Origin of the sequence: Shewanella sp. Iso12 (genome assembly GCF_012030025.1) — a bacterium.
Classification (GTDB): domain Bacteria; phylum Pseudomonadota; class Gammaproteobacteria; order Enterobacterales; family Shewanellaceae; genus Shewanella; species Shewanella algae.
This window is the reverse complement of record NZ_JAAUHW010000003.1, coordinates 81,186-107,826: the sequence shown is the minus strand read 5'-3', so window position 1 is coordinate 107,826 and position 26,641 is coordinate 81,186. Positions and strand designations below refer to the sequence as shown.

Here is a 26,641-nt window from a genome sequence, read left to right as displayed (position 1 = left end):
ATCCATGAGCAATAAACGCGAAGCAGTGCAAAGTCTGGTCGCCGGGATCCGCCAGGACATACTGGACTACCGGGAGTTAAAGAAGCTGCTGCAACAGCAGCGCCAGTTGATGCTGCGCCATGACAATCAAGGGCTTATCCAGCATAACCAGCAGCAGGATCAGTTAGTTGCCAAGTTACAGCACAATTCGCTGCAGCGCGCCGCACATCTGGCACAAATAGGTGTCAGCAATGATCATCAGGGCATACGCCAACTGCAGAGTAAACTGCCCGAGCAGGCAGCTCACAAACTGGAACAACTGTGGCAGCAACTGCTGCAACAGGCCAGAGAGAGCCAGAGACTCAACGAGCTCAACGGCCAACTGCTGGTGCGCCAACAGGAGATCATCCGCGGCATTCTGGGGCTGGGAAATGCCGATGAGTACCCACAGAACCTCGCCTCACCTCAGTTTCCCTGAAGCCTTAAGCCGCGCCGTACTGCTGCCCGCCAACTCATCAAGCTGAAACTGCTCCTGCTGCTCCAGCCGTCGTCGCTGTCGCTGTTGCTGCTGCCCGTCAAACCAATTCACCCGCTGATAACGCCCCAACTGCTGCAGCCATAAGCCCTGCAGCCTTTGTTGTTCATTGCCGAGCAACTGCTGCTGAGTATTGAGACTCTGCTTCAATGGTTGCAGCCTTTGCAGCAAGGCCTGACTGTTGCAAAGCCCCACTATTGAGCCCTGACGAAACTGGCTGTAATGGGACTCCAGTAACGCCACCTGCTGCTGTTGCCCCTGTACCTGGGCCTGACGTTGCTGCAGCGCCTGTTTTTGCTCCGCCAACTCGCTGAGCTTACGCTGCTCAAGATGGCTCAGGCGTTGCAACAGTTTCATGACTCACCTCGCAGTGCGCGGGTCAGCGATTGCAGTTGCTGTTGGCTGCCCGAAAGGTCAACTGCCTCGTCTGTGGTTTGGGTCAGGTAGTCGGCAATCCTCGGGTAATGGCTCACGGCGGCATCCAACTCGGGATCCTGCCCCGGTTGATAACCGCCCAACGGCAAGAGCTCACGTACTTCCTGATAACGCGCCAACATACGCCGAACCAGTGCCATCTCCTGCTGTTGTTCCTTGGGGGCAATCTGCAGCGCCAAACGACTGATAGAGGCCCCCAAATCCAGTGCCGGGAAATGCCCGGCCTCAGCCAAGCGGCGGCTCAGGAAGAAGTGGCCATCCAGTATCGCCTTGGCCGCATCGGCGATGGGATCCTGCGTATCTTCCCCTTCGGTCAGCACAGTGTAAAACGCCGTCAGGGTTCCCAGTGGATGGGTGCCGTTGCCCGCCATCTCCACCAATGAAGGCAGTTGGGCGAAGGCCGAAGGCGGATAGCCTTTGGTGGCCGGCGGTTCCCCCAAACTCAGGGCTATCTCCCGCTGTGCCTGGGCGTAACGTGTCAGTGAATCAACCAGCAGCAACACCCTATGGCCCTCGTCGCGAAAGCCACAGGCTATCTGGTGACACAGGCGCATGGCTCTGAGGCGCATCAAGGGGGAAGTGTCTGCCGGAGCGGCAACCACCACGGCGCGGCGGCGCCCCTCTTCACCCAAGGCCTGCTCGATAAACTCGCGCACCTCTCGGCCGCGCTCGCCAATGAGCCCTACCACCACGCGGTCGGCCTCGGTGAAGCGGGTCATCATCCCCAGCAGTACACTCTTGCCCACCCCGGGACCGGCAAACAAGCCTACCCTTTGACCACAGCCAACCGGCAGCAAGCCGTTGACGGCTCTGACCCCCACATCGAGAATACGGGTAATGGGTTGCCGGGCAAGAGGATTGGGCACCTGAGTGACCGGGCGACAAAACTGCACACCACTCAGCGGCCCGAGCTGATCCAGCGGCTGGCCAAGGCCATCGAGTACCCGGCCGAGCAGGCCGGCACCCAGAGGGATCTTATGGGTCTCTGTCTGGGGAATGACCCGGGCGCCAGGGCTCAGCCCCTGGGTGTCTGTGATAGGCATCAGGCAGAGGATCCCCTGATGGAACCCCACCACCTCGGCCTCGACATAGGCGCCATCGCGCCGCTCCACCATGGCGCGATCGCCAATACCCAGGTTGCAGCCGACCGCCTCCAGCAACAGGCCACTCACGCGGGTCAGGCGTCCGTATATCTGGGCTACCGGTACCCGGGGCCAGTTTCCGGCCAGGACATTAGTCTTCATTGCTGGCGACTGTGGCCTCGGCTTCTGGAATCAAGTCGTCGTTCAAATGAGCTTCAACCTGATCCATACAGTTGTTGAGGCGGGTTTCCATGGAAGCATCGGCATCGCACTGATCGCAAACCACCCGGCAACTGCCCTGGCTCAGGCTGTCGTCGGCCACCAGGTGCCAGTCGGCCACCTTGTCGGCCGCTAGATGCTGTAGCTGTTTGATGGTTGAGGGTTCCAGGTGGATCTTGATATCGCTGGCATCCTTGGGCAGTGCCTGCAGGGTTTCTTCAACCAGAGCAATGATCTGCAGCGGCTGCAGCGACAACTCGCAGCGGATCACCTGCTGTGCCACCCTTCTGACCAGGTCGACAATCAACTGCTGTTGCGCCTGGATCTGCTCGGCGTGGCTCTCGGTGAGCAGCTGCTGCAATGCCGTCATGGGCGTCAATAGCTGATTCAACTGCTCATCTATCTGTGCCAATCCCTGGCTGCGCCCCTGCTCCAGCCCATCCCGCAGCCCGGATTCCTGGCCCGCTTGGCGCCCCTCGGTTTCGCCCTGAGTCTTGCCGGCTTCAAAGCCCTGTTCCCAGCCTTCCTGATAGCCCTGCTCCAACGCTTGCTGGAAGTCTTGCCAGTTGCCTTGTTCAGGACTCTCCCCTTCCAGGGGAGCAAATTGATAACGGCGCACCTGAGATGCACCTATGCGCCAAAGGCGACTATCTGCACCCATTATTCAACCACCTGTTCTTCAAACAGTTGCAGCTCGATTTCGCCGTTCTGCATCATCTCTTTGGCCGTTTCCATAATGTTGCGTCGCGCCTCATTGGCCATGCTCAGCGGCACAGCGCCCAAGGCCTCGGCCTGGGTCTCAATGGCGGAAGACATCCGCTTGGGCAGGGCGTTGAGCAGAGTGCGTTTCAGTTCGCCATCAATACCCTTGAGTGCCAGTGCCAGCGACTCGGCTTCGACCGCCCCGAGGATTTCCTGCAGGGTTTCCGGCTTTTGACGGCCCAGGATGATAAAGTCGAACATGTTTTCGGTAACATCATTGGCCAGATGCTTGTCCTGCAAGCGTATCATCTGCATCAGATGTTCACGGTCACCATCGAAGCGGTTGAGAATGTCGGCCACCTGACGCACGCCGGACACCTGGGTATGACTCTTCTCCATCGCCATCACCATGCAGCGCTCCACCAGTTGCCGCAGCTCTTCCACCACATCCCGGTCCAGCTCGCCGAGGCGGGCTATGCGTACCAGCACTTCGTCCTGGTTGTCTCCCGGCAGATGTTGTAATACCTGAGCGGCAATTTCCGGTGGCAAGAGTCCCAACATGATGGCCTGCAGCTGCACATGTTCGTGTTGCAGCTCCCGCGCCAACAGCTTGGCATCGACCCACTCCAGCCGCTTCACCAACATCTTGACCTCATCGCCATAGATGCTGTCGATAAGGCCCTTGGCGACTCTGTCACCCAGTGCCAAATCCAGGGTTTTCTGGAGATAGGCTCTCGATGCCCGGGCGATACCGGCCTGCTCTTTGTAGCGGTTGAAGAAGCGATCCAGTACAGATTCCGCTTCCTGCTGGGTCACCGAAGACAGGCGCGCCATCTTGTAACTCAGTTGTTCCACATCCTGGCGGTCGAGGTGCGCCATGACCTGAGAGGCACCTTCCTCACCCATACACAAGAGCAACATGGCCGCCTGCTCAAGATTGTCCAGAGTCGTTTGTTCAGTCACGATTTTTGTCCTTCATCCAATGGCTGATCACTTCGGCGACTCTGGCGGGTTCTTCCGTTGCCAGCAGTCCCAGGTGCTGCATTTTCACCGTCAGTGGCGAGCCGGGCGGTGGCAGATTCGACTGCGGCAAGGCCTTGCTGTCCTCTGCCTGCAATGCCAGCTGAGGCGGCTCAATGGCTTGTGTCAGGGGCTCGGCTTCCAGCGCCATTTCAGCGGCTTTGTCACCGGCCTTGTTGCCAGAGTGTCTTGAACCTGAATCACCGCGGGTCAGGTGCTGAACCAGGGGGCGCAACACGAACAGAATAAGCAGTAAGGCCAGTAGAGTGCCTATGCCATATTTCAGGTATTCATGCAGATACTCGTTCTGCCACCAGGGCAAAGCTTCTATCACGGGCTTTTCCGGCACCACGAAGTCAAAACTGTTGATATTGATCTGATCGCCACGAGCCTCGGAAAAACCTATGGCGTCTTTAACCATGTCGCTTATCTGCTGCAACTGCTGCGGTTGCCAGCCTTCTTTGCCTGCCGCCTGTTGGTTCAACAAGATGGCTACCGACAGCCCTTCCAGCTGCATCTGTTGGAATTTGGTGTGCCGCACCGAGCGTCCAACTTCGTATGATCGGGTTTCCTGTTGCCGCAGACTGCTTTCCTGATTGTCCTCTTTCTTGCCCTTCTTGCCGGACACAGGCTTGTTGCTCAGAGCACCGGGGATCCCCAAGGCCAGGTTGCCGTTGGTTTGGTCTTTGTTGAGCGTTTCCTGAGTCATCACAGGATTGGGATCCACAGACTCGCGGGTTTCCTCTATCTGGTTAAAGTTCACCCTGGCGACCAGCTGCACCTGATAATTGTCCCGCCCCAGAATCGGATTCAACATGGATTCGGCGCGGGCGATCAGGTTGTTTTCCAGCTCATGGGTATACTTGAGCTGCTTGCTGCGGGATTGGCTGATGTCCTGGCCGGAGGCCATATCGGCATTCAGGTAGTTGCCGGCCTGGTCGACTATCTGCACCTGTGCCGGGGTCATGCCGGTAATGCTGCCGGAAACCAGGTTGGCAATAGCGCTGACCTGTGACTCATCCAAACGCGCCCCGGAATAGAGTTCCAACAACACAGAAGCGGTCGGCTTTTCCGGCTCGGCACGGATGAACAGGGTTCGCTTGGGAATCGCCAGATGCACTCTGGCATAACGTACGGCTTCGAGCGCCATTATGGTGCGCGCCAGTTCCCCTTCCAAACCATGAAGATAGCGAGCATGCTCCATAAACTGGCTGGTACCTATGGGCGCCTTGGCCAGGTTTTCCAGTCCTTCCGGCAGTTGGGCTTGTACTCCTTTGGCCGCCAGCAGGAGCCGCGCCGAACTCAACTTGTTTTCCGCCACCAGGATCTGTCCCGAATTGGCTTCCAGGCGATAGTCAATGCCTTCACCCTCAAGCACTTCAATGATCTGGCTGCTGTCGACCTTTTCCTTGAGGCCGTACAAGGGCCGATATCCCTGGCTGCCACTCCAGAGGAACAACACCAGCACACAGGCCACTGCCGAGGCCAGTATAGCCAGCAACAGCATTTGGTTGACATGGGATAGCTTCCCCTTGATCGCTTCCAGCATGGGCTTCTGTCCGGCGGCAGACGGTTTTGCCGGTAGAGCTAAACTCGTTGACATCTATTGTCCTTAAATGGGCATTTTCATAACATCATCAAAGGCTTGAACAAGGCGATTACGCACCTGCATCAAGGCCGAAAACGACAGACTGGCCTTTTGAGACGCCACCATGGCGCCCACCAGATCATCGCTCCTGCCGCTGTCGACCGCTTGGGTCAGCATTGATGATGTCAGCTGATCTTGATTGATCTCCTGCAGCTTCTGCTTCATCAGGCTGCCAAAGGAGACGACTTGGGGAGTGTGACCATCGATGGAAGGCATGATTGCGCCCTGGGCAATCTCCTTGTGGATGGCCAGTGTTTGCTGGATATTGTTAAAACCGGCGGAAATACTATTGTTGCTCATTGCTGCCATTCTCTGTTGTCAGCCATTCAGGCGGCCTTGGCCTTGGCTAAAAGGCTGTCGATATCTATGCCCGCATCCCGCATCTGTACCAGCTTGTAGCGCAGTGCCCTGGTGGTCATTCCCAAAGCATCGGCACTGCGACTGCGGTGACCGCCAAAACGCTTCAAAATCTCAATCACATATTGGAACTCTGCATGTTTCTTGGAGGCTTTAAGCCCATTGGAAGGTTCCGGAATGGAATTTACACTTGCAATATTTTCCGGCAGCCTGATGCCTAAATCGACAACCTGTAAAATAGTGCCATGACGCATAACCAATGCCCGCTGAATGACATTTTCCAGCTCTCTGACATTACCAGGCCAGTTATAATTAATTAGCGCATTTTTAGCCGCATCGCTTAAATAACATTCTTGACCATTGGTCAAATAGCCATAAAGCTGAATAAAATGTTCCGCAAGCGGAATAATATCTTCCGCCCTTTCCCTAAGGGGTTTTAATTCCAGTGTCAACACATCCAAACGATAATAAAGATCTTCCCGGAATCGGCCTTGAGATACAGCTTCTTTTAAATTTTTGTTGGTAGCTGCAATAACGCGTATGTTCAAAGGAATGATTTTATGACCGCCGACTCTTTCGACTTCTCTCTCCTGCAATACCCGCAAGAGTTTTGCCTGCAAAGATAAAGGCAGTTCCGCTATTTCATCCAACAACAGAGTGCCACCTTCTGCCAACTCGAATTTGCCCGGTTGATCTGCGCTGGCCCCGGTAAAGGCACCTTTAACATGGCCAAATAGTACCGACTCGAGTATCTGCTCAGGAATGGCGGCGCAGTTCACCGCCACGAAGGGCTGCTCTCTGCGACTGGAATGGCGATGAATGAAATGTGCCAGCGGCTCTTTGCCGGTACCACTCTCGCCGGTGAGCAAAACTGTGGTATCCGCCTTGGCGGTTCTGTGGGCTAGCATCAACAGCTGCCGACTCAGGGGAGAAGCCACCACCAATTCGCTGTCTTCCTGCTCCATCTGTCGCAGGCGAAACAGCAGCTTGATCAGTTGGCTTTCATCCAGGGGCAGCAGCAGGTAGTCCTGAGCCCCGGCCTGCATGGCCTTGACCGCCAGCTCAGTCTGCTCAGGTTGCAGCAACGCCACCAAATTGTGGGCCCGCTGTCGATGCAGACGTCCGGCTACCTGCTCGGGGCTGCAGGCAGAAACATCGACCAGCGCCAGCCAGCTGCTGATCCCTTCAATGATATTAAACCCTTCCTGTTCCATGAGCTGAGCTGTCTGAGTACTGACCAGCCCCTTGCAGCCAACCACGCTGTAGTTTTTCAAGACTCTATCCTCATACCGCTTTGACCAGTCGAATCCGTACTCTACGATTCACTTCGGACTGTTCCTTGGAATAGGGCTGACGATTGCCATGATGTCTGGCTTCTATCATCTGCCGTTTCACCCCCAGCTCCACCAGAGCCGCCACCACGTTTTCCACTCTGTCTTTGCTCAATACCAGATCCGCCAGCCTGGAGCTGCCGTCGTCTGCGTGACCATCGATCAGGATTTTTTTGATGTTGCGATCCACTGCCACATAACGGGCCACGGCTTGAATATCGGCCTGCATGGACGAATCCATTCCAGCGATTCCTGAGGGGTAAAAAATAGATAAATCATGAACATAGTCATAATCTTGTGGGAGCAGTTGTTGGCGGCACTGGCGCAAGGGTTGTAACTGGCTTCGGGCACTGAGGGTATCGACCTCAAGCAGGAATCCATCACTTTGTCCAAGTTCAAATGTCCAGCGCCATCCCTGCTCCAGCCCCTTGATAAAGACGCCCAGTTCCCCGCTTCTCAGGCTGGCCTTTCCTGTTTGCCATTGCATCTGCCGGCTCTGCACCTTGCCCGGAAATCCCTCGCCCCATGCCGGATAGCCAACGCTGGCGTTTACGCTGTGGGCTTGATTGAGCCAGGAGGAGATCAGGGACAAGTTGGAATGTTGCCCTGGCAGTAGTTCCAGCTGCAGTAAGCCGGCTCCGGCAACAGCAACGCTGAGCCGGCAACCAAAGGGGCTGCTACTCAGTTGCCAGGCATCATCGTCCGCGGCCACTCTGTAGGTCACCGTCTGCGTGATGGGTTCTGCGAAACTGATAGCGCTGAACAGTAAGAAACACAGGGCTAGAGTCAAAGGCTTCAACACAGTAAATTCCAGTTAGTGAAGGATAAATAGATGGAATAATTACAATGTAAATTCCTTTGTTATTACCCTTAATTTCAGCGATGAATTCGAATTGAAATAAATATACTCCAAGCACCTAAAACCCAGAGGTAGGCGCTATTTTAATCGCTATTAATATAGCCAATTCGATTAACCTTAAAACAGTTAAAAATCTCTTAGAATATTAAACAATCACTTTTCTATCGAGAAAATTGACGGCGAAAATAGCTCATACAAATGTATCCTGTCAAATTACAAAGCGCTTTTTTTGATTAACATCAATGTGTCAATTTTTTGTCTTAGAACCATTTTTTGACACTGAATAAATACACACTTTTCAGCTTGTATGATGCCCAGACTTTGATAATATTCTGCCCCCTACGTCTAATATGTCATTGGTTATTTTTTATCAAAAAATTAACTTATTTTGTAGCTGTATTGTTGCGAACGGCGACTGCGCGGTAATGGTTTAATGAAAATAACTGCACGGTAATAATGGAATGAAGATAACTGCACGGGCAGAGCTAATAAAATCAGATCAGACTCATGATTGTAGGCCGATTGCTCTAATTCGAGAAAAATTAGCCCGTAGTCGTTTATTCGGACAGTTGGATAACTGTAATCAAGGATTATTACAAGCGCTAAATCAAATACTCAAACCATTGACAAGACAGGGACTTCCGGCATTGATTCGTACCGAATTAACGCCCGGTGAAACTCTGCTGAAAAGTTGTAATAAACATCATTGGTTTGCCTTTAAATATCAACGCAAGCTATTGGGTTTATTGCGAATTGATCGCTGTACCCTCGAACAGCTGGCCAGCAGCTACTATGGCGGTCAATCCGGCAAGCTGTACTCGCCGCTGGGAGCGCCGACTCAGTCGGAATTTCGCTTGGGGCTCAAACTGATGCAGGCGGTGCTGGAAAGCATGCCCTTTGATCCCATCAAGCCGGACGAACTGCAGATAGAACTGTCCGGTGCCGAGACTGAATACAGGGTCGCGGCCCTTTGGTCGATGAGCTTTCCGAACAGCCATTACACCAGTCCTATGTTGTTTGCCATGACAGACGAACTGCTGGGACGTATCGGTCAGGCTGCCCCCCAATATCAACAAGCCGACAATCTCGAACAGGCACTGGAACAACAGCTGACCCAGATCCCGGTCAAGCTCAAGCTGGAGCTGGGCTGGCAACCCATGCCGGTACAGGCTCTGGCCGAACTGCAGCCCGGGGAAATCATTCCACTGAATCTGCATCAACGCTGCCCGATTTCACTGGGAGGGCTGACCTTGTTCTACGGCTCGGTACACAGCCACCAAGGCAAGTTGGTCGCTCGCCTGAATCAAGATGCTTTCCAACAAAATGAGGATGATCAAAGTGGATGGACAAACATCGCTGAGTGATGATTTTTTACTCGACAATGAACTGCTCGAAGAGCCGTTGACCTCGGTACAGGTAAAGCCCTCCCGGGATATGAGCTTCTTCAAGCAGTTGCCTGTGCAGGTCACTCTGGAACTGGCCAGTACTGAGATGACACTCGGCGAACTGACCCATATGGGACAGGGGGATGTTATTGCCCTGGATCGCATGGTGGGTGAGCCTTTGGATATCCGGGTCAATGGCGCCCTGCTCGGACGCGGCGAAGTGGTTGAAGTCAATGGTCGTTACGGTGTGCGGCTGCTGGAGGTCGTTGCCAGTGGCGCAACCTTGGTCAAAGAATAGCGGCCTATTCCTGCTCATTTTATTGCTGCTGTCACTGCTGGCCCTTCCTGTGTCTGCCGCCGATGGCATGACACTCTTCACCCTGGACGACGGTCAACAGGCACAAAAGGTCAACATCAAGCTGGAAATTCTGGCGATGATGACAGTGATGAGTCTGTTACCCGCCATGCTGCTGATGATGACCAGTTTCACCCGTATCATCATAGTACTGGTAATTTTGCGTCAGGCGTTGGGTTTGCAACAGAGCCCGCCCAACAAAGTATTGATAGGTATCGCCCTGGTACTCAGCATGTTTATCATGCAACCCGTGGGCAAGGAGATCTATCAAAAGGCCTACCTTCCCTATGATCAGGGGCAGATAGAGCTGCCTCAGGCGATTGCGATTGCCGAACAGCCGCTGAGGCATTTTATGCTGGCGCAAACCCGGGAAACCGACCTGGAGCAGATGCTGAAAATCGCCCAGGAACCCTTGACCCTGACCCAGGAGCAGATCCCCTTCTTTGTGATCCTGCCGGCCTATGTGCTGTCGGAGCTGAAAACCGCCTTTCAGATTGGTTTCCTGCTGTATCTGCCCTTTTTGGTGATAGATCTCGTGGTGGCCAGCGTGTTGATGTCCATGGGGATGATGATGCTGTCGCCGCTGATTATCTCCTTGCCATTCAAGTTGTTAATCTTCGTATTGGCCGATGGCTGGTCTATGACTGTCAGCACCCTGACGGCCAGCTTCGGATAGCGCCATGGAGCTGAGTGAACTGACAAGCTTCTTCTCCGATGCCATCTACCTTGCGGTATTGATGGTATTGGTGTTGATCAGCCCGGGCCTGTTGCTGGGTCTGTTGATCGCCATCTTTCAGGCCGCCACTCAGGTCAATGAGCAGACCCTGAGCTTTCTGCCCAAGTTGGTACTGACTCTGCTAATGGTGCTGTTCGCCGGCCAGTGGCTGGTGCAGAAGCTGCTCGATCTGTTCAACCAGCTGTTCCTCTCGATCCCCCATGTGATTGGCTAAAATGCTGAGCCTGACGACAGACTATCTGCAGCAACTGCTCGGCTCTTTCTGGTGGCCTTTCAGTCGTCTTCTGGGGGCTTTTCTGGTGATGCCTTTCCTCGGCCATATCCATGTCCCCGTATTGATTAGAGTATTGTTGGCACTGCTGCTGGCGGCGCTGATCATTCCGATACTACCGGCGGTTCCCGTCCTCGACGCACTCTCATTCAGGGCAGTGTTGCTGGCGCTGGAGCAACTGCTGCTGGGCATGATGCTGGGACTGTTTCTCAGCATCATGCTGCATATCCTCAGCCTGCTGAGTACCATTTTGTCGATGCAGATGGGGCTCTCCATGGCGCTGGCCAACGACCCCGGCAGCAGCAGTAGCCAACCTCTGCTGGGGCAGATGCTGGTAATGTACGGCACCCTGCTGTTTCTGGCGTTGGACGGGCACTTGGTTGCCATCGGCATCATAGTGGACAGCTTCCGCCTCTGGCCCATAGGCAACGGCTTGTTCGACCTGCCCTTGATGCAGCTGATCGGCCAGTTTGGCTGGATGTTTGCCGCCGCCTTGATGCTGGCGCTGCCGGCGGTGATGGCGATGTTGGTGGTCAACCTGACATTTGGGGTGCTCAGCCGCTCGGCGCCCTCTTTGAATATCTTTGCCCTGGGTTTTCCCATGACCATGATCATGGGGCTTGTCTGTGTCCTGCTGTCGTTCTCGACCCTGCCGGACAGGTACAGCGACTTTTGCCTCGACGCCCTGTTTGCCATGCATCAGTTTTTGGGAGGGAGCCAATGAGTCAATCCTCCTCCCAGGATAAGACTGAAAAGGCCAGCAGTCACAAGCTGCGCAAGGCCAGAGAGAAAGGCCAAACCCCGCGCTCGAAGGATCTCGGCGCCTGTGTGCTGATGATTGCCGGTTCCCTGCTGCTGAGCAACAGCGGCGATTGGCTGGCGCAGCAGCTGATGCAACAGACTGAGCTGCATATGCTGGTCAGCCGCGAAAACCTGGATACCCCGGGAATGATGCAGAGTCACCTGGCCGCTGCGCTGCTGGGGATACTCGAGCTGCTGGGACCGCTGTTTCTGATGATACTGCTGCTGGCCGCTATTGTGGGCGGCTTGCCAGGCGGCCATGTCTTCAACCTAGGCAATGCGGGCTTCAAGTGGAGCCGTATCGCCCCCTTGAGCGGCCTCAAGCGCATGTGTGGCACTCGCTCCCTGGTGGAACTGGGGAAATCTTGCCTGAAAGTCAGCTTGCTTATCGGGATCATGCTGCTGTTTTTAAAGCATGATTTTGATCACTTGCTCTACCTGAGTCAGCAGGATCTGCTGCAGGGTGCCAGCACAGGGCTGCAACTGCTAAGTGACTACATCCTCTATCTGGGACTGGGAATGCTGGTGATCGCCCTGGTCGATGTGCCCTACCAACTCTGGCAGCACTACAAAGAGCTGAGGATGAGTAAGCAGGAGGTCAAGGATGAACATAAACAGATGGAGGGTAAGCCGGAAATCAAGGCCAGAATACGCCAACTGCAACAACAGTTTGCCCGTTCCCGCGCTTCGGTCGCCGTACCTCAGGCCGATGTATTGATGGTCAACCCCAGCCACTATGCCGTGGCACTCAAGTATGACCCGGCCAGGGCCGAGGCCCCCTTCGTTCTCTGTAAGGGCCGCGATGAAGTCGCCCTCTATATGCAACAGATTGCCAAGCAGCACGGCGTCGAAATCCTCAGGATCCCGCCGTTGACCCGCGCCATCTTCCACTCGACGGCAGTGGAGCAACAGATCCCCGCGGCGCTGTTCAAGGCTGTGGCCCATGTACTCAATTACGTCTTGCAGATCCAGGCGGCCCGGGCCGGACGCAAACCCATGCCGGCACCGCTGCCGGAATTTCATATTCCACCCCACTTGCGACATGACTAAAGGATAACCCAATGAACTGGCTGCGATTACTTACCGCCAATAAGTCCCATGCCATGGTGCCATTGCTGCTGCTGACCCTGATGGCGATGATCATTCTGCCGCTGCCGCCTTGGCTGCTGGATGTGATGTTCACCTTCAACATAGTACTGGCCATCATGGTGTTGCTGGTGAGTGTGTCGATTCGGCGGCCGCTGGACTTTTCCATTTTCCCAACCCTCTTATTGCTGGCGACCCTGCTGCGACTCACGCTGAATGTGGCATCGACCCGGGTGGTGCTGATCCGCGGCCATGAAGGCGGCGATGCCGCCGGTAAGGTGATCCAGGCGTTCGGTGAAGTGGTGATCGGCGGCAACTATGTGGTTGGCGCCGTGGTGTTCCTGATCCTGATGATCATCAACTTTGTGGTGATCACCAAGGGGGGAGAGCGGATCTCCGAAGTATCGGCCCGCTTTACCCTGGATGCACTTCCCGGCAAGCAGATGGCGATAGATGCCGATCTCAATGCCGGTTTGCTGACCCAGGATCAGGCGCGGGAACGGCGTAAAGAAGTCGCCGCGGAAGCCGACTTTTACGGCTCTATGGACGGTGCTTCCAAGTTTGTTCGCGGCGATGCCATTGCCGGCTTGTTGATCCTGGCAATCAACATCATAGGCGGTATCTGTATCGGCATCTTTATGCATGATCTCAGCGGCACAGAGGCGTTCAAGACCTATGCACTCTTGACCATAGGTGACGGCCTGGTGGCGCAGATCCCATCGCTGCTGCTGGCAACCGCCGCGGCGATTGTGGTCACCCGGGTTTCAGATGCCGAAGAGATGCCGGCCCAGTTCAACGAACAACTGCTGGCCAATCCCAAAACCCTGGCGACCGCAGCGTTGGTGATGTTGATCATGGGTCTGGTACCCGGCATGCCCACTTGGGTATTCCTCAGTGCCGCGTTGTTGCTGGGGTTTGTCGCCTACAAACAGTACCGCACCAAGCCGACAATCATGCCACCGCCACAGGCCAAACAGGCCGGCGAAGCCTTGAGCGAACCTCAAGCGCCCAGCTGGGACAGCCTGCCCTATGTCGATGCGATAGAGGTCAAGCTGGGTTATCGCCTGGTGTCTCTGGTGGAAAAAGAGCGCGGCGCCGAACTGATGAAACGCCTGACCGGAATTCGCCGCACTCTGTCGGAACAGGCGGGCTATCTGCTGCCGGAAGTCAGGGTCAGGGATAACCTGGCGCTGAGCCCCACTCATTACCAAATCAGCATAATGGGCACCTTGGTGGCCACGGCTGAACTGGACCCAGAGCGACTGCTGGCGATTCGCAGCAGCAATGTTTTTGGTGAGCTGGACGGCATCATCACCCGGGATCCTGCCTATAACATGGAGGCGGTCTGGATAGAGCAGGAAAAGAAAGCCAATGCGCTGAACCTGGGCTATTCCGTCGTGGACAACGCCACAGTGATCGCCACCCATGTCGCCAAGTTGCTGCGGGAGCGAATGGCCGAGCTATTGCAGCACGATGATGTGATTTCACTCAATGAACGACTGGCGCGCCAGGCCCCCAAGCTGGCAGAGTCTCTGAGCCAGGCGCTGTCGCCGATTCAGCAGCTCAAGGTGTACCGGCTACTGCTCAGGGAACAGGTTTCTTTGCGGGATATATTGACCATAGGCACCACACTGCTGGATTGCAGTGAAAACAGCAAAGATCCCGTGCTGTTGGCGGCAGATGTTCGCTGCGCGCTAAGGCAGGCGATAGTACAGGCCATCTGTGGAGATGTGCCTCAGCTCAAGGTGATGACCCTGACCCCAGAGCTTGAGCGACAACTGATGAGTGCCCTGAGCACCGCCCAGCAGCAAGGCAGCGTGTCACTGGATGGTTTCCCTGTGGATCCACAGTTGCTGGCGCAGCTGCAGCAAAAAATGCCCCAGCTGTTGGCCGAGGCCAAGGCCGCCGGACATCACCCTATCCTACTGGTGCCGCCTCAGTTGCGCCCGCTGCTGGGCCGTTATGCTCTGGCATTTTCAAGAGGTCTTAATGTGTTGTCTTACAATGAGATTTCTGAAAACAAAGACATTATGGTCGCCGGTCAGTTGGGATAAACGGGCATTATTGGCATGGAGTAAATCGTTGTAATTCACCTTAAACTTATACTAAAGTCCTACGAGAAATGATTGCGGGAAGATTAAGGTAATGCGAAGACTTACCAGCTTAATAATATTGCTGTGCTGCTGTCTGCCGGTTTGGGCGGCGCAAAAATTACCGGCCAGGGCCGAGCTGCAACAGCTGGCCTCGGCCAGCGCCATGCTAGTGGATCTGGAAACCGGCGAGGTCCTCTATGAGGACAACCCACAGCAGGTACAGCCCATAGCCTCGATAACCAAGTTGATGACGGCGCTGGTGACACTGGATGCCAAGTTGCCGCTCAACGAGCGGATTGCCGTGGATGTCAGTCAGGCCGATATCATGCAAAACGTGGTGTCCCGTATCCGTATCGGCAGTGAGTTGAAACGCAAAGAAGCACTGGCGCTGGCGTTGATGTCTTCGGAAAATCGCGCCGCCGCGACCCTGGCACATCACTACCCCGGCGGCTACCAGGCCTTTATCAAAGCGATGAATGCCAAGGCGGCAGAACTGGGGATGACTGACAGCCGCTTTGTCGAACCCACAGGGCTGTCGGAGCAGAATGTCTCCAGCGCCAGAGACCTGGTCAAACTGCTGCGTGAAGCCAGGAAATACCCTCTGATCGGCGAACTGAGTTCGGCCCCCAACCGTAGCGTCATGTTTCGTAAGCCAAGATATAACCTGGCGTTTTACAACACCAATCGCCTGGTGAACAAGAAAAACTGGCAGATCCACCTCACCAAGACGGGTTATACCGATGACGCCGGCCACTGTCTGGTTATGCTGACCAAAATGGCCAAGCGCGAAGTCGCCTTTGTGGTACTGGATGCCTTCGGCAAGCTGACCCATTTGGCCGATGCCGGCCGCCTGAAGAAGTGGCTGGAAACCGGCAAAGTCAGTCCGGTTCCCCAAGAAGCACTGGACTATAAACAGCAAAAGCAAACAGAACGTCACGCCTTGGCCGCCACCCGTTAATATTCGGCAAACAGCGGTGACTCAGCGCAGGTTTTCACGCTTGCGTAGCCGCATCCACAACAACTTTTGTTATCATCCCGCCTCGTTTAAAGGCCTTTGGCCTTCGCAGTTACTGAGTCAGGAAGATGCAGTCATTTAAAAAGCACACCCTTATCCCGCTGGATCCCCGGGATCCTCTCTCCATCAGCCTGGCACTGGCGCAATACCGGCAACAACTGCAGCAAGGTACTATTCTGCGCCAGGGCATGTTCGATATCGAATTTGTCGCAGTGACCGACAGCGGCAACCGCCGCCTGCAAATCGATGACCTGCAAGATTCAGCACTGCGCAGCCTGCTGCAGGAAGCCCTGAGCCTGGGGCCGGATGGCGAAGTATTCACGCTGCCGCCACTCATCAGCGATGAGTGTGACCTCTATCTCTCTGAACCCTTGCTGTTCGCCATTGCCATGCAACACTCTCGCCTGGCACCCGAACTGCTGGCCACCGCCGAGGTCATGATAGACTTCGCCCGCAGGCACAATGATCTGCAGCGCATGTGGCTGGACGACAGCCGCATTTTCGGTGTCGAGGCCCTGTTTCTGCTGGCCCGGCGCATGCCCGAACTGGCCTGGCTATTGGCACGCTTTCTGATCCCCACCTGGGACAATGTCTACAGCAATGGCTATGAGCAATATATGGCACGGCTGCTCGAACTCAATGGCTGGAGCCCGGATATGCTGCGGGCCTTTGTCTGGTGCGACAGCGACCACTTGCGCCAGGGCTTCTTCTACAGCGACGAAACCGGCATTCAGAGTCATCAGCCTCTGGCCGACTTCCTCAAGCAAAATCCACAGCAATATCCTCTATTCAAACAGCTGTTGAGCGAGCGTTTACTCAATAGCCCGAAACTGCTCGCCGCCGAAGACCGCCCACTCGGCAGAGTCGATGCCGTGCTGCATTTCTTTGTCAGCATGTACCCGATTGAGTTTGCCTGGTTTGAAGTTGAACAGAGCGAGGGGCTGGATACCCTGCTTGAAAGCCAGTTTATCCGCGCCAGTCTCGAAGAGGAGATAAGCGACCTGCGCGCCGCCATAGAGAGCCAGGCCAGTGGCGCGCTGGCCTGTTACAGATGCGGCATAACCGGGAGCGCCGAAACCGACGCAGATGAACAAGACGACAGCTATCAGGATGAGGACGATGAGCGGCCGGGCAGACTGCTGCGTCTGTTAAAGCCATTGGTACTGGCGCAACCCCAAGGCGCGGCACTGTGGCAATATCTGCATGATGGCAGCCAATCCCAGGCACTGGCGGCTCAGCAACCAATAGCATTAATTCCCGCTTGTAAGGCAAAAGCCCTGGGGCTCTATCACTACATAGTCGACTACTGCGTTACGGCAGAATCCAATCGGCATGTTGCCGAAGAGCTGAGCAGTATTCTCAGCGATAGCCGTTATGAACTGCTCTATGGTGATCAAGAAGATGTCGAAGCCTTTGCCGATATCTTGCCATCAAAGAGTTTGCAGCAAAGGCAACAGCAGTATTTACGCCTGCTGGATATCTGGTTCGCCTGGCTTGGCAAACCCGAACAGGAAGAGATCCGCGAAAACCTGGTCGACGATGAAGGGCTGCTCGATGATGTCCAATATCTGCAGCGCTACGGCAACCTTAGTGACACCAGTGAGCAGGCGCTGCTCGAGGCGCAACTGGCTAAACTGTTGCAGCAATGGAACGACAAGCGCCAGGTCTACAACCGTCCCTTGTTGAACAAGACCCTGGCCTTGTTCCGGCAACACCGGCAGCTTGCCAACCCGGATAACTGGCCGCTGAGCCAGATGGAGCTCGGCCACTATGTGTTGCTGGCCTTCCTTTGGCAACAGGACTGTCTGGCCGGGTGCCATGACGCCACCAGCCGGGCGCTGAGCGAGAGATTAAACGCTAATAGCCCATGGGAACTGCTTGCCGGGCAAGTGCTCAAACAGGCCGCAGACGATGCCAAGCCGCTCAAGGCGTTTATCTGTCGACCGGAACCCTCTCTTTGTGAGCTTGAGGCGCTGCAACTGGCACAAGACCAGCTCTATCGAAGAGGGCGTGATGATGTTGGTCGCCAATTGACCCTGGAACCCATCAGCGACTTCCAGCCCAAATACCTATTGTTCGACAAACAAGACGGTTTTCGCCGCGGTGCCATGCTGTGCTATTTCCTGCTGGCCTCGCAGCACGCTTTCACTCACTCCTCGACTCAATCAAATGAGCCGCAAGCGCCGGCTCTCATACTGGCCCGGCGCCTGTGGCAATGGCTGCTGGAACTGGCGCCACTCAAGCTCTTGCATTATGCCGCCATGCCTTACAGTGACGATAATTTCGACCCTGAGTTTGACTCTGATACCGAGCGCCAGGGCTTTGTCGGTAGCATGCAATCACTCGGCGTCAGTGAAGCCCTGCTGACAGTGTTTGACTTCCAACTGTCGCTGAGCAATGCCGATGGCGACAACACCCTGCGCACGGTAACGCAGCTGAGCCCATTGACCCAGGCCTCATCGAGCCAGGCAGATCCACTGCTGCAGGCACTGAGACGACTGCCGGATAGAGAGAAGCTCAATGCCTTCGAACTGCTGGAGCTGCAATTTCCCGGGCAAGGCTTTATCCAACACCCTGAGCTGCAACGGGAGTTGTCACTCTGCCTCGAGTATTTTATTCGCGACAACCTCAAGAGTTGGCAGCGGGTACTGGCTCAAGACTTTGATGGCCGCTGTCAGTTGCTGGAGCGGGGCATAAAGCAGCCTGTGGTTGCCGCGCCGCAACTTGTGGTTTGCGAGCAGGCCCAAGATGACAGATATGACTGGCTCAACGTCAGCCTGCTTCGGCGTCAGGGTGAAGAGTTGCAGGCATTATTGCTGACCCAAGCGATACCGCCGGAGGGCATGCCCCAAGGTGTTCCGGGCGAGGTGCTGTTGTTTGACGAGAGTGTCAGCGCCGAGGAGATCTTGGCGGCATTCAAGGCCCTGTACTCGGTCGATGCCAGGGTCGCCTTGGTCAAAGCTCGACTGCAAGCATACCTGAGTGGTGAACTGCCGCTGGTAGCCATGCAAACCTGCCTGCAACGCTTGTTCGTCCTTGATGAGCTGAGTATCTACTCATCCTTCGAGCGTTATGACCTCAAGCAGTGCCTGTGGCTGCTACCCACCCCAACCCGGCAGCGACTGTTGCAGCTCCTGCTTGGCTACCAATTGGGGTTTGAACTGTTCGATAAGCAGCTATTGCGGGCCTTTATGGCCGACAAGGTGCGCCGCGGCGACTGGCCAGCGGCGCGATACATAGACAGGAGATACCAGGACAGCGATGAGCTGCAGGAAGCCGCGCTGAGCTGGCTGCTGCAAACTCTGGAGCCGCTGCGGCTTGAGCCGATGAAACTGCTACGTTTTTGCCTCGGCAAGGGGGAATATGAGGCTCCCTGTGACTGGCTAGTCGCTCAACTGAGAAACGGCACGCTGACGCCCCTTATTACTCAGTTGACTGTCAATGAGAAAATCGAGCTGATCGATTGCCTGGAAGGCGACTATCCCGACGCGGCCGAGTTGCTCTCGGCGCTGGCCAACGATGGCTCCCGCCGGGTAAGAGACGCCATGGCAGAGCTTGCCTAAGCGCCGCCGATTTGGGTAAGGCAAGGGGTTTGGCGGGCTACATAGGCTATGGACCACATAGACGCCAGGCAGCATGGGCACGCCTTTTAGGCTGTCTATGCTGCCCGCTTCAGCGCACCAGCCAGTCCAGAAATTGCCACAACAAGACATTCATCTCCTGAGTCTCGGCCTGGCGCAGTACATCAGGTGACTGCACCCAAGGACGGGGCTGACCAAACTCGGCGGCACTGTGACTGATAAGCGCCTCTATCGCCTCGGCGTCAAATTCCAGATGGCACTGAAAGCCGTACACTCTGGCACCATATTCCACTATCTGCCTCGGACATACCTCACTGAATGCCAACACCTTGCTATCGGCCGTCAGCCCAGGCATATCATGGTGCCAATGCCCCAGTGTGACACTGTCGCCGAAGCTTTCCAGGCCTGGATGCGCCCTGCCGGCCGCGGTCAAGGTCACGGGAAAGAAGCCTATCTCAACCTCTGGGCTGGGTTCGAAAGAAGCCCCGAGCGCCTCGCCAATCAGCTGCGCTCCCAAACAGATACCCAACACAGCCACCTGCCCGGCAATGGCTCGGGCTATCAAGGCCTGTTCCGCCCGGGCATCAAAATAGTGGCACTCGGCAATGCCGGTTGCCGGTGACTGTGGGCCTCCGAGCACAACCAATAAACCTACGCCTTGGAGGCTCTGCGGCAAGGATTCACCAAGCCAGAGGCGGGTATAGCTGGCTTCATAGCCGCGCGCGCGACACCAGTTCGCCAAAACCCCCGGCCCTTCGAAAGACTCATGTTGAATAAAATGTACCCTCACCTGTCGCTCCCGCGTTTGTTGTTCAGTTGACCGTCATGTTAGCCTTGACCGCAGACCGATAGATATCGACACAAAGACAGATAACATTGCCAAACCGCCAAGCTATTTCCCCAACAGATGCCCTAGCTTCAGAAGCACGGTTCGATGCCAACGGGCTGATAGCGGCTTATCCCGATGCCCGGGTGCTCAGCAAAGTGCTGTGGATGCCCAGAGGGCATGTCGATAGCTGGCACAGCCACAACTGGCATCAGTTGGTGTTTCCGGCAAGCGGCCTGTTACAGACTCAGGTCAGGGATACCCGCTTTATACTGCCCCATAACGGCGCCCTGTTTATTCCGGCAACCCAGGAACATGAGTCCAGAGTCCTGGTGGATACCCAGTTCATCGGTCTCTACCTGGATCCCGCATATAGCCAGGGCTTTCCCACTCAGGCCAAACCCTTGGCAGTATCTCCCTTTCTAAGGGAATTGCTGCTGCATCTGACACAAGCACCCAGCCCGCAAGCCTCAGACGCAAGGTTGAGGTTATTGGCGGTTCTCAAGGATGAGGTGATCCAGGCGGCGCCCTATCGTTTGGGGTTACTGCTGCCAAAAGACAAACGTCTGCTGCGGATTTTTGATGAACAAGTTGCCAGACCGGCATTGGAAATGACTCTGGCCCAATGGGCCGAGCGGGTGGGCGCATCCGAGCGCACTCTTTCCCGGCTGTTTGCCCGGGAGCTGGGTTGCAGCTATCCACTCTGGCGCCAGCACCTACGTTTACTGAGTTCGCTGACGCAGTTGGAGCAAGGTGAAACAGTGCAACAGGTGGCATTTCAGGCGGGCTATCAGTCCGATTCTGCCTTTATCTGTGCCTTCAAAGGTCTCTTTGATCAGACACCTCACCAATACCGTAGCCAGAATAGGCCAACGTAGAAGACGCTGGCTTAATCTGTACTTGGAAAACGCCGACTCACTCCCGCAGCAAAGGCAGCAGACGCTGGCTGATCTCATCCGGGCTATCAGTCCGATTCTGCCTTTATCTGTGCCTTCAAAGGTCTCTTTGACCAGACACCTCACCAATACCGTAGCCAGAATAGGCCAACGTAGAAGACGCTGGCTTAATCTGTACTTGGAAAACGCCGACTCACTCCCGCAGCAAAGGCTGCAGACGCTGACGGATCTCATCTGGAATAGGTCGACTCTGCTCACAGCTGTAGTCGTAGTGCACCAGGGTGGTCTTGGCTTCGGCGGTTAGCAGCTCTCCCTGCCAACTCTGCTGCAATACTTCGAACGAGCTGTTGCCTATGCGGCTGACTGAGGTCAATACTCTGACTGTCTTACCGTAATAGGTGGGCGCCTTAAAGGCGATGGTGAATCCGGCCACAATCAGGTTCCAGTTAGCCAGATCCAGACCTGGGTTGAAGATTTCGAACACAGGCTCTCTGGCGGCTTCAAACCACACGGGCAGCACAGTGTTATTGATATGGCCCAGGCCATCGGTTTCATTGAATCTGGGTTGAATATCCAGGCTTAACGCTTCCATAGGGTATCCTATTGTTATTATTGTTGATTAAAACTCGCACTTGTCTTTGCCGGCCTTCAGCTTACCTTGAGGGTCAAACTGTTTGCCGCAAATTTTCTTGCCGTCCCGATACAGGGTTTCATAGCGGCCATCGTGATAGATGCCTATGACCACGCCATCGAAACGGGCACCATTGAAGTTGTAAACCTGTTCACCATTGATCATCCGGTTGTATACAGAGATCCTCGGCTCCTCCTTATGGAGCTTGCCATTGATGTAACGGCGTTCAACCATCTTGTTGGCCGCCGTCAGCTCCTGGCTCTTGAGCAGCCGTCCCTCACGGTCATAGCAGATATATTCCTGTTCATAACCGTAGCTGAGGCGTCTGAAGCAAGCATCCTGACCATCTTCATAGAAGCTGTGTTGCCAACCGCACAGGTTATTGCTGGTTGCTGCGCCGTCATAATCGCAATAGAAGTTGATCTCCTGCAACTGGCCGTTGCGGTGAAAACGATAGCCATCGCCTATGGATATCCCTTTTTCTACGGTCCGAAAAGAGGAGATCCCATGGGGGCTGAAGCTGGCCTGCATTCCCTGACCCAGCCCTTGACTGAAGTTTTGCAGGCGCTCCAGTTGCCCCTGTTTATCGAAGCGATACCAGCGGCCTTCGGCGCGAGCATCACGATACTGCTGCACCTCCAGCAGTTGCCCCTGCTCACTGTATCGCAGAACCTTTCCCTGAAGGATCTCATACCAACGACCTTCTTTATCTTGGTACGCCTGATAATCATACAAACTGCTCAGTTGACCATTTTCATGGAAATACAGCTGCTGACCATCTTGCTTACCCTGCTTGAACTGCGACAGCTTTTTCAGCTGGCCACTGGCATAGAAGTAACGGCTCTGGCCATCAAGCTGATCGGCAAGATAATTTTCTTCCAGCAGCAGTTTACCGCTGCTATCCAGTCGCTGCCGCAGTCCCTGTTTCTTACCTTGATGGTAATGGGTCCGCAGCTCAGATTCGCCATCCATCTCAACCCAGAGTCCATCTTTCAAGCCATGGTCATAAGTCACCCTGTTGCCATCTTCAATCCAGGGGCCATGGCGTTTGTTGTCAAAGTACGCACCTTTGAGCCAGATTTTTGTGGGTGTGGGTTCGGCGTCACTGCCAAAATCGGCCAGAAGCTCCTCGTATTCACCATGCAATAAGCCATCTTTGTAGTTCGCAAACCCCAGCGACAAGGTTTCGTCATAGTCGGATTCCAGCTTCCACAGGCCCTGTTGCTTGCCGTCGACGTACTGCCCCCGCCAAAAACGACCATCGAAGTCAGCCTCTATCCACTCGCCCTGCTGCAAGCCATTTTTATAGTCACCGGCGGCATTGATACGGCCATTACGTGGGCTATAGCTGGCCCAACTACCATGCAACTTACCGCCCTGGTAATAGGCGCTCAGTGTCACGCCGCCCCAGGTGCCACCGGAAGGAGTAAACCCCAGCAGCGGGCCACTGCGACCGGCCTCCCCCTCGATATCATCGCGCTGGTAAGCCACTTCGGTCACCATAAATCCTTCAGCTTCACCAATACCAAAGCTGAGCCGCTCCAAGCTGGCTGTCAGGAAGAATGCTGTCTGTCCCTCTTTGATACTGACGGAATACTTGAGCCGATAGGAGTACGCCTGTTCGGCGCGCTTCACCGCCCGCCCCTCTTCATCCCGGTAACCCAAGAGTTGCCCGTCACTCTCCAGTGTGCCTTGCAGCAAGGCCCTGATGTTGGCGTCATCAGTGGCGTCAATATCGTAAGTCATCAAATATTGTTGCGGCGGCCAGCGCTTCAACTGTTTACGCACTTCGGCCACTGTGAAGTGTTTGAGGGAAGGAGCCAGCCGGTCCAGCCTGGGCTGCAGGCGCTGCAGCCACTGCCAATTGCTGTAGTCCCGACCATATCCCCTGATGGAAAGTTCTGAGCCGGTCTTTAGCATCACCAGCACTTCGCGCTGCCCATCACCATCGAGATCCTGATAAAAGACGGCGACCACCTGAGTTGCTGACGGGAAGCTATCCAGCGTTTTACTACCCTTGTCATCCTGAACCTGGGCCAATACCTGCTCGGCATCACGGTAGAAAGACAACTGCTCGCCGTCACCGCCGGGCAGTGTCAAAGGGCCGTGAGCCAATTCAGAGGCTGAAGAAAGCGGGGAAAAAATAAGGAGAAATAAGCCTGTGAGCAAGCCCGGTTGGAATAGTCGTTCCATATACTGCTTCCTTGAGAAATGACCTTGGCAACCCGGCCAAGATTGGGGGCCAATACTACAACAGCCGGTATTAAATCTAAAGGAATCATGCTATTAAAAAAGGCTGCTCAGGCAGCCTTTTTCAGAATTAACCACCATACATGGCGTTAATTTCGCGGGAATATTTGTGATAGATCATCTTGCGTCTGAGCTTTAGAGTCGGGGTAATCAAACCCGCCTCCATAGAGAAGGCTTCCGGCAGCAGGGTAAACTTTTTGATCTGTTCAAAACCCGCCAGCTCCTGTTGCAGGTGTTTGAGCCTTTCTTCAAAATGCTCCACCACATGGCTGTGACGTATCAGTTCCAGCGGGGATTCATAACTAAGTCCCTTTTGTTTGGCCCAGGCTTCCAGGGCTTCAAAGGCCGGAACGATTAGCGCAGTCACATAGTTACGGGCATCGGCAACCACCGCCACCTGTTCGATAAAGGGACAGCAACCCACCTTGCCTTCAACCCGCTGCGGCGCAATGTACTTGCCGTTGGAGGTCTTCATCAGCTCTTTGATCCTGTCGGTGATAAACAGATTGCCCTGTTCATCCAGGTAGCCGGCATCACCAGTCCTGAGCCAGCCATCTTCGAAGGCCTCGGCTGTGTCCTCGGGACGGTTGAAGTAACCGCGCATCACGGTATCACCGCGAACCAAAATCTCATTCTCGGCCCCGAGACGAACTTCCACCTCAGGCATACAGCGGCCATTGGAACCTGTAACCCTGTTGTCCAATGTATTGCAGGTAACGGTTGCCGTGGTTTCTGTCATACCGTAACCACAGAGTACCGGCAGGTTAATGGCCGCAAAGAACGCACTCACTTTGGCATCCAAAGCCGCGCCGCCACAGGGCATCAGCTGCAGGCGACCACCGAGAGCGGCTCTGAGTTTACCGTAAACCAACTTGTCGGCCAGATGCCATTGCAACGACAACCAGGCACTGGGTTTGGCCCGGCCCTGCATCACCTCAAACTGGCGCTCGCCCACTGACAATGCCCAGGCAAATAACTGGCGGCGACCATTTCCGGCTCGGGCAACTTTGTCCTGCACCGCGCTGTATACCTTTTCCAGGAATCTGGGCACCACACACAGGGTGTGAGGACGCACGGCGGCGATGGCTTCCTTGACTCTTTGAGTGTCGGCAAGGTAAACGTTACGGCCACCACGACTGAGCACATAGAAGCTCCAACCCCGCTCGTAAACATGGCTCAGGGGCAGGAAAACCAGTGACACCTGGTCACTGCTGAAGGGGATCTTCTGTTGATGCTGGCGCATGGCCGAGGCGAAGTTACGCTGATCCAGCATCACCCCCTTGGGATCGCCGGTCGTACCAGAGGTATAGATAAGAGTCAGCAGATCGTCCAGCGTGGCGCTCTGTTCCCTGGAGGCCAGCTCAGTGCGCGCTTCTTCGGGCACTGTCTGCTCTAGCAGGGTGTCCAGGTGTTGATGATGAGGCTGCTTGAGGGTGACTTGCTTGTCAAACACCACCACGCAATTCAGTGTCGGGCACAAGGACTCCAACTCACAAGCCAGTTCATACTGAGCTTTGTTGTCCACAAACAATAGCTTGGCACCGGCATCATTGATGATATAAGCAGCTTGCTCCAGGGTGGAGGTAGGGTAAACCGGCACCACAACACCTCGGGCGCGGATCACACCGACATCGACACAGGTCCATTGCGGGCAGTTGCGAGACAAGATCACGGCGCGATCCTGAACCTCAAAGCCATTGGCAATCAGAGTTCCGGCAATGGCAGCACTGATACGGTTAAATTCATTCCAGCTGACCTTGTCCCAAGGCGCAGCCATTTCGAAGCCTTCCAGGGCGATATGCTCTGCGCGCGCTTTAAGCTGCTGACGCAAGAGATGGGTGATTCTGTACTGCTCTAGAGACATAACTCGGTTTACCTTTTTAGCTTACAGCTGTTCCGCTTTTGAGATTCTACCCCAAGGCTCAGGCAAACATAAGAGCTTTTGCTCTAATTCCGTACAGTATCACGCTCCACTCATAGAGATCAGACCAGTTGTTATATCAGGGTTCCAGTACTTCTGTACGCCATAATCTATTGCGGCCAAGATGAAACAACGTCCTTGGCAAAGAGCAGCCTGACCCGCGCTAAGACTCACAGTCCAATCTTGGCGAAATGCAATAATCGCCCGGCCGGCTGTTTCATACTTGTTCCCTGTTATTCTTTGGTTCGGGGCCAATGTTTGACTATCAACTGTTGCAGCCCCTGTTGCGACAACCCCAATTGCTGCGCCGTTGCCAACAAGTCTTCAAGCTGCGGCATTATCATGGCCTCGGCCGACAAATTCTGATGGGCCCGGCGCTGAGCTACCCGGGTTGCCTGGCCGCGTCGCCGCTCCAGCCATCCCTGCTCCACCAACTGTTTCACCGCCCTGGAAACTGTCATGGGGTTTACAGCCAGATGCTCAGCCATCTGCCGCACCGAGGGCAATACGGTTTCCTCGGGCAGTTGGCCGCCGACAATCAGATGGATAATCTGCTCGCTCAATTGACGGTAGATGGGTTCGCCGCTGCCGGGGTTGACATGCAATAGTTCTAACATTAGCCTTGAA

General features: G+C 55.1%; 24 protein-coding genes. 11 read left to right on the top strand and 13 right to left on the bottom strand.

Annotated features, from left to right (window positions below; genetic code table 11):
* Positions 1–4: 4 nt before the first annotated feature.
* Entirely contained in the window at positions 5–457 is a 453-nt protein-coding gene (gene flgN / locus HCX89_RS07120) for a flagellar export chaperone FlgN (RefSeq protein ID WP_045283788.1), read from the top strand.
* On the opposite strand, the gene HCX89_RS07115 is transcribed toward flgN, so the two are convergent.
* The 8 genes from HCX89_RS07115 to HCX89_RS07080 form a co-directional block, all read right to left on the bottom strand.
* Positions 440–871, bottom strand: coding sequence for a hypothetical protein (locus HCX89_RS07115; RefSeq protein WP_028780418.1), 432 nt, complete (start codon positions 869–871; stop codon positions 440–442). The two genes, flgN and HCX89_RS07115, sit on opposite strands and share 18 nt — an antisense overlap.
* Positions 868–2,193, bottom strand: coding sequence for a FliI/YscN family ATPase (locus HCX89_RS07110; protein WP_167715505.1), 1,326 nt, complete (start codon positions 2,191–2,193; stop codon positions 868–870). The genes HCX89_RS07115 and HCX89_RS07110 overlap by 4 nt, the downstream gene beginning before the upstream one ends.
* Complete coding sequence (gene fliH / locus HCX89_RS07105; RefSeq protein ID WP_167715502.1) at positions 2,183–2,911, bottom strand: flagellar assembly protein FliH; 729 nt, start codon at positions 2,909–2,911, stop codon at positions 2,183–2,185. The genes HCX89_RS07110 and fliH overlap by 11 nt, the downstream gene beginning before the upstream one ends.
* Complete coding sequence (locus HCX89_RS07100; RefSeq protein ID WP_025009129.1) at positions 2,911–3,897, bottom strand: flagellar motor switch protein FliG; 987 nt, start codon at positions 3,895–3,897, stop codon at positions 2,911–2,913. Before HCX89_RS07100 ends, fliH begins: the two co-directional genes overlap by 1 nt.
* Positions 3,898–3,907: 10 nt before the next feature.
* Complete coding sequence (gene fliF / locus HCX89_RS07095; RefSeq protein ID WP_167715500.1) at positions 3,908–5,575, bottom strand: flagellar basal-body MS-ring/collar protein FliF; 1,668 nt, start codon at positions 5,573–5,575, stop codon at positions 3,908–3,910.
* A 9-nt stretch (positions 5,576–5,584) separates the two neighbouring features.
* Complete coding sequence (gene fliE / locus HCX89_RS07090; RefSeq protein ID WP_025009127.1) at positions 5,585–5,920, bottom strand: flagellar hook-basal body complex protein FliE; 336 nt, start codon at positions 5,918–5,920, stop codon at positions 5,585–5,587.
* Between the two features lie 26 nt (positions 5,921–5,946).
* A complete protein-coding gene (locus HCX89_RS07085) occupies positions 5,947–7,191 on the bottom strand; it encodes a sigma-54 dependent transcriptional regulator (RefSeq protein WP_044736033.1) in 1,245 nt (414 codons plus the stop codon).
* 70 nt (positions 7,192–7,261) lie between these two features.
* Positions 7,262–8,110, bottom strand: a complete 849-nt coding sequence (locus HCX89_RS07080) for an OmpA family protein (RefSeq protein WP_025009125.1) — start codon at positions 8,108–8,110, stop codon at positions 7,262–7,264.
* 704 nt (positions 8,111–8,814) lie between these two features.
* Here HCX89_RS07080 and HCX89_RS07075 point away from each other — a divergent pair.
* The 9 genes from HCX89_RS07075 (at position 8,815) to HCX89_RS07035 (ending at position 19,472) form a co-directional block, all read left to right on the top strand.
* Entirely contained in the window at positions 8,815–9,531 is a 717-nt protein-coding gene (locus HCX89_RS07075; protein ID WP_167715498.1) for a flagellar motor switch protein FliM, read from the top strand.
* Entirely contained in the window at positions 9,497–9,850 is a 354-nt protein-coding gene (gene fliN, locus HCX89_RS07070; protein ID WP_028780412.1) for a flagellar motor switch protein FliN, read from the top strand. Before HCX89_RS07075 ends, fliN begins: the two co-directional genes overlap by 35 nt.
* Positions 9,825–10,583, top strand: coding sequence for a flagellar type III secretion system pore protein FliP (gene fliP, locus HCX89_RS07065; protein ID WP_243756926.1), 759 nt, complete (start codon positions 9,825–9,827; stop codon positions 10,581–10,583). The genes fliN and fliP overlap by 26 nt, the downstream gene beginning before the upstream one ends.
* Before the next feature lie 4 nt (positions 10,584–10,587).
* A complete protein-coding gene (locus tag HCX89_RS07060; protein WP_025009122.1) occupies positions 10,588–10,857 on the top strand; it encodes a flagellar biosynthetic protein FliQ in 270 nt (89 codons plus the stop codon).
* A gap of 1 nt (position 10,858) precedes the next feature.
* Positions 10,859–11,638 carry a flagellar biosynthetic protein FliR gene (gene fliR / locus HCX89_RS07055; protein WP_025888462.1) on the top strand — a complete coding sequence of 260 codons (780 nt, stop codon included), beginning with the start codon at positions 10,859–10,861 and terminating at the stop codon, positions 11,636–11,638.
* Positions 11,635–12,765 (top strand): flagellar biosynthesis protein FlhB, encoded by a 1,131-nt coding sequence (gene flhB / locus HCX89_RS07050; RefSeq protein ID WP_025009120.1) that lies wholly within the window; start codon positions 11,635–11,637, stop codon positions 12,763–12,765. Before fliR ends, flhB begins: the two co-directional genes overlap by 4 nt.
* An 11-nt stretch (positions 12,766–12,776) precedes the next feature.
* Positions 12,777–14,855 (top strand): flagellar biosynthesis protein FlhA, encoded by a 2,079-nt coding sequence (gene flhA / locus HCX89_RS07045; RefSeq protein ID WP_167715492.1) that lies wholly within the window; start codon positions 12,777–12,779, stop codon positions 14,853–14,855.
* 91 nt (positions 14,856–14,946) lie between these two features.
* Positions 14,947–15,852: a D-alanyl-D-alanine endopeptidase gene (pbpG, locus tag HCX89_RS07040; protein WP_167715490.1), complete on the top strand. Its 906-nt coding sequence runs from the start codon at positions 14,947–14,949 to the stop codon at positions 15,850–15,852.
* Between the two features lie 125 nt (positions 15,853–15,977).
* Positions 15,978–19,472, top strand: a complete 3,495-nt coding sequence (locus tag HCX89_RS07035) for a hypothetical protein (protein WP_167715488.1) — start codon at positions 15,978–15,980, stop codon at positions 19,470–19,472.
* Between the two features lie 109 nt (positions 19,473–19,581).
* Here the strand turns inward: HCX89_RS07035 and HCX89_RS07030 are convergent, their stop codons facing one another.
* A complete protein-coding gene (locus HCX89_RS07030) occupies positions 19,582–20,280 on the bottom strand; it encodes a glutamine amidotransferase (RefSeq protein ID WP_167715486.1) in 699 nt (232 codons plus the stop codon).
* An 86-nt stretch (positions 20,281–20,366) separates the two neighbouring features.
* On the opposite strand from HCX89_RS07030, the gene HCX89_RS07025 reads away from it, so the two are divergent.
* Positions 20,367–21,194 (top strand): helix-turn-helix transcriptional regulator, encoded by an 828-nt coding sequence (locus HCX89_RS07025; protein ID WP_244908474.1) that lies wholly within the window; start codon positions 20,367–20,369, stop codon positions 21,192–21,194.
* Positions 21,195–21,405: 211 nt separating this feature from the next.
* Here the strand turns inward: HCX89_RS07025 and HCX89_RS07020 are convergent, their stop codons facing one another.
* The 4 genes from HCX89_RS07020 to HCX89_RS07005 all read right to left on the bottom strand — a co-directional run bounded on the left by HCX89_RS07020 (position 21,406) and on the right by HCX89_RS07005 (position 26,631).
* On the bottom strand, positions 21,406–21,804 hold the full coding sequence (locus tag HCX89_RS07020; protein ID WP_025888469.1) for a thioesterase family protein: 399 nt from the start codon (positions 21,802–21,804) through the stop codon (positions 21,406–21,408).
* A gap of 27 nt (positions 21,805–21,831) precedes the next feature.
* Positions 21,832–24,036 carry a toxin-antitoxin system YwqK family antitoxin gene (locus HCX89_RS07015; RefSeq protein ID WP_167715484.1) on the bottom strand — a complete coding sequence of 735 codons (2,205 nt, stop codon included), beginning with the start codon at positions 24,034–24,036 and terminating at the stop codon, positions 21,832–21,834.
* A gap of 127 nt (positions 24,037–24,163) precedes the next feature.
* The gene (locus tag HCX89_RS07010) at positions 24,164–25,957 is read right to left on the bottom strand and encodes a long-chain fatty acid--CoA ligase (protein WP_144224111.1); all 1,794 of its coding nucleotides are present in this window, start codon (positions 25,955–25,957) and stop codon (positions 24,164–24,166) included.
* Between the two features lie 290 nt (positions 25,958–26,247).
* Positions 26,248–26,631, bottom strand: a complete 384-nt coding sequence (locus tag HCX89_RS07005) for a GntR family transcriptional regulator (protein WP_144224113.1) — start codon at positions 26,629–26,631, stop codon at positions 26,248–26,250.
* Between the last annotated feature and the right edge of the window lie 10 nt (positions 26,632–26,641).

Bases quoted from the DNA above. Each gene is read 5' to 3' on its own strand.
- fliE (WP_025009127.1), bottom strand. From the start codon at position 5,920: ATGAGCAACAATAGTATTTCCGCCGGTTTTAACAATATCCAGCAAACA.
- flhA (WP_167715492.1), top strand. From the start codon at position 12,777: ATGAACTGGCTGCGATTACTTACCGCCAATAAGTCCCATGCCATGGTG.
- flhB (WP_025009120.1), top strand. From the start codon at position 11,635: ATGAGTCAATCCTCCTCCCAGGATAAGACTGAAAAGGCCAGCAGTCAC.
- HCX89_RS07005 (WP_144224113.1), bottom strand. From the start codon at position 26,631: ATGTTAGAACTATTGCATGTCAACCCCGGCAGCGGCGAACCCATCTAC.
- fliR (WP_025888462.1), top strand. From the start codon at position 10,859: ATGCTGAGCCTGACGACAGACTATCTGCAGCAACTGCTCGGCTCTTTC.
- HCX89_RS07115 (WP_028780418.1), bottom strand. From the start codon at position 871: ATGAAACTGTTGCAACGCCTGAGCCATCTTGAGCAGCGTAAGCTCAGC.
- HCX89_RS07060 (WP_025009122.1), top strand. From the start codon at position 10,588: ATGGAGCTGAGTGAACTGACAAGCTTCTTCTCCGATGCCATCTACCTT.
- HCX89_RS07085 (WP_044736033.1), bottom strand. From the start codon at position 7,191: ATGGAACAGGAAGGGTTTAATATCATTGAAGGGATCAGCAGCTGGCTG.
- pbpG (WP_167715490.1), top strand. From the start codon at position 14,947: ATGCGAAGACTTACCAGCTTAATAATATTGCTGTGCTGCTGTCTGCCG.
- HCX89_RS07020 (WP_025888469.1), bottom strand. From the start codon at position 21,804: ATGGAAGCGTTAAGCCTGGATATTCAACCCAGATTCAATGAAACCGAT.
- HCX89_RS07110 (WP_167715505.1), bottom strand. From the start codon at position 2,193: ATGAAGACTAATGTCCTGGCCGGAAACTGGCCCCGGGTACCGGTAGCC.
- HCX89_RS07015 (WP_167715484.1), bottom strand. From the start codon at position 24,036: ATGGAACGACTATTCCAACCGGGCTTGCTCACAGGCTTATTTCTCCTT.
- HCX89_RS07035 (WP_167715488.1), top strand. From the start codon at position 15,978: ATGCAGTCATTTAAAAAGCACACCCTTATCCCGCTGGATCCCCGGGAT.
- fliN (WP_028780412.1), top strand. From the start codon at position 9,497: ATGATCAAAGTGGATGGACAAACATCGCTGAGTGATGATTTTTTACTC.
- flgN (WP_045283788.1), top strand. From the start codon at position 5: ATGAGCAATAAACGCGAAGCAGTGCAAAGTCTGGTCGCCGGGATCCGC.
- HCX89_RS07010 (WP_144224111.1), bottom strand. From the start codon at position 25,957: ATGTCTCTAGAGCAGTACAGAATCACCCATCTCTTGCGTCAGCAGCTT.
- fliH (WP_167715502.1), bottom strand. From the start codon at position 2,911: ATGGGTGCAGATAGTCGCCTTTGGCGCATAGGTGCATCTCAGGTGCGC.
- fliF (WP_167715500.1), bottom strand. From the start codon at position 5,575: ATGTCAACGAGTTTAGCTCTACCGGCAAAACCGTCTGCCGCCGGACAG.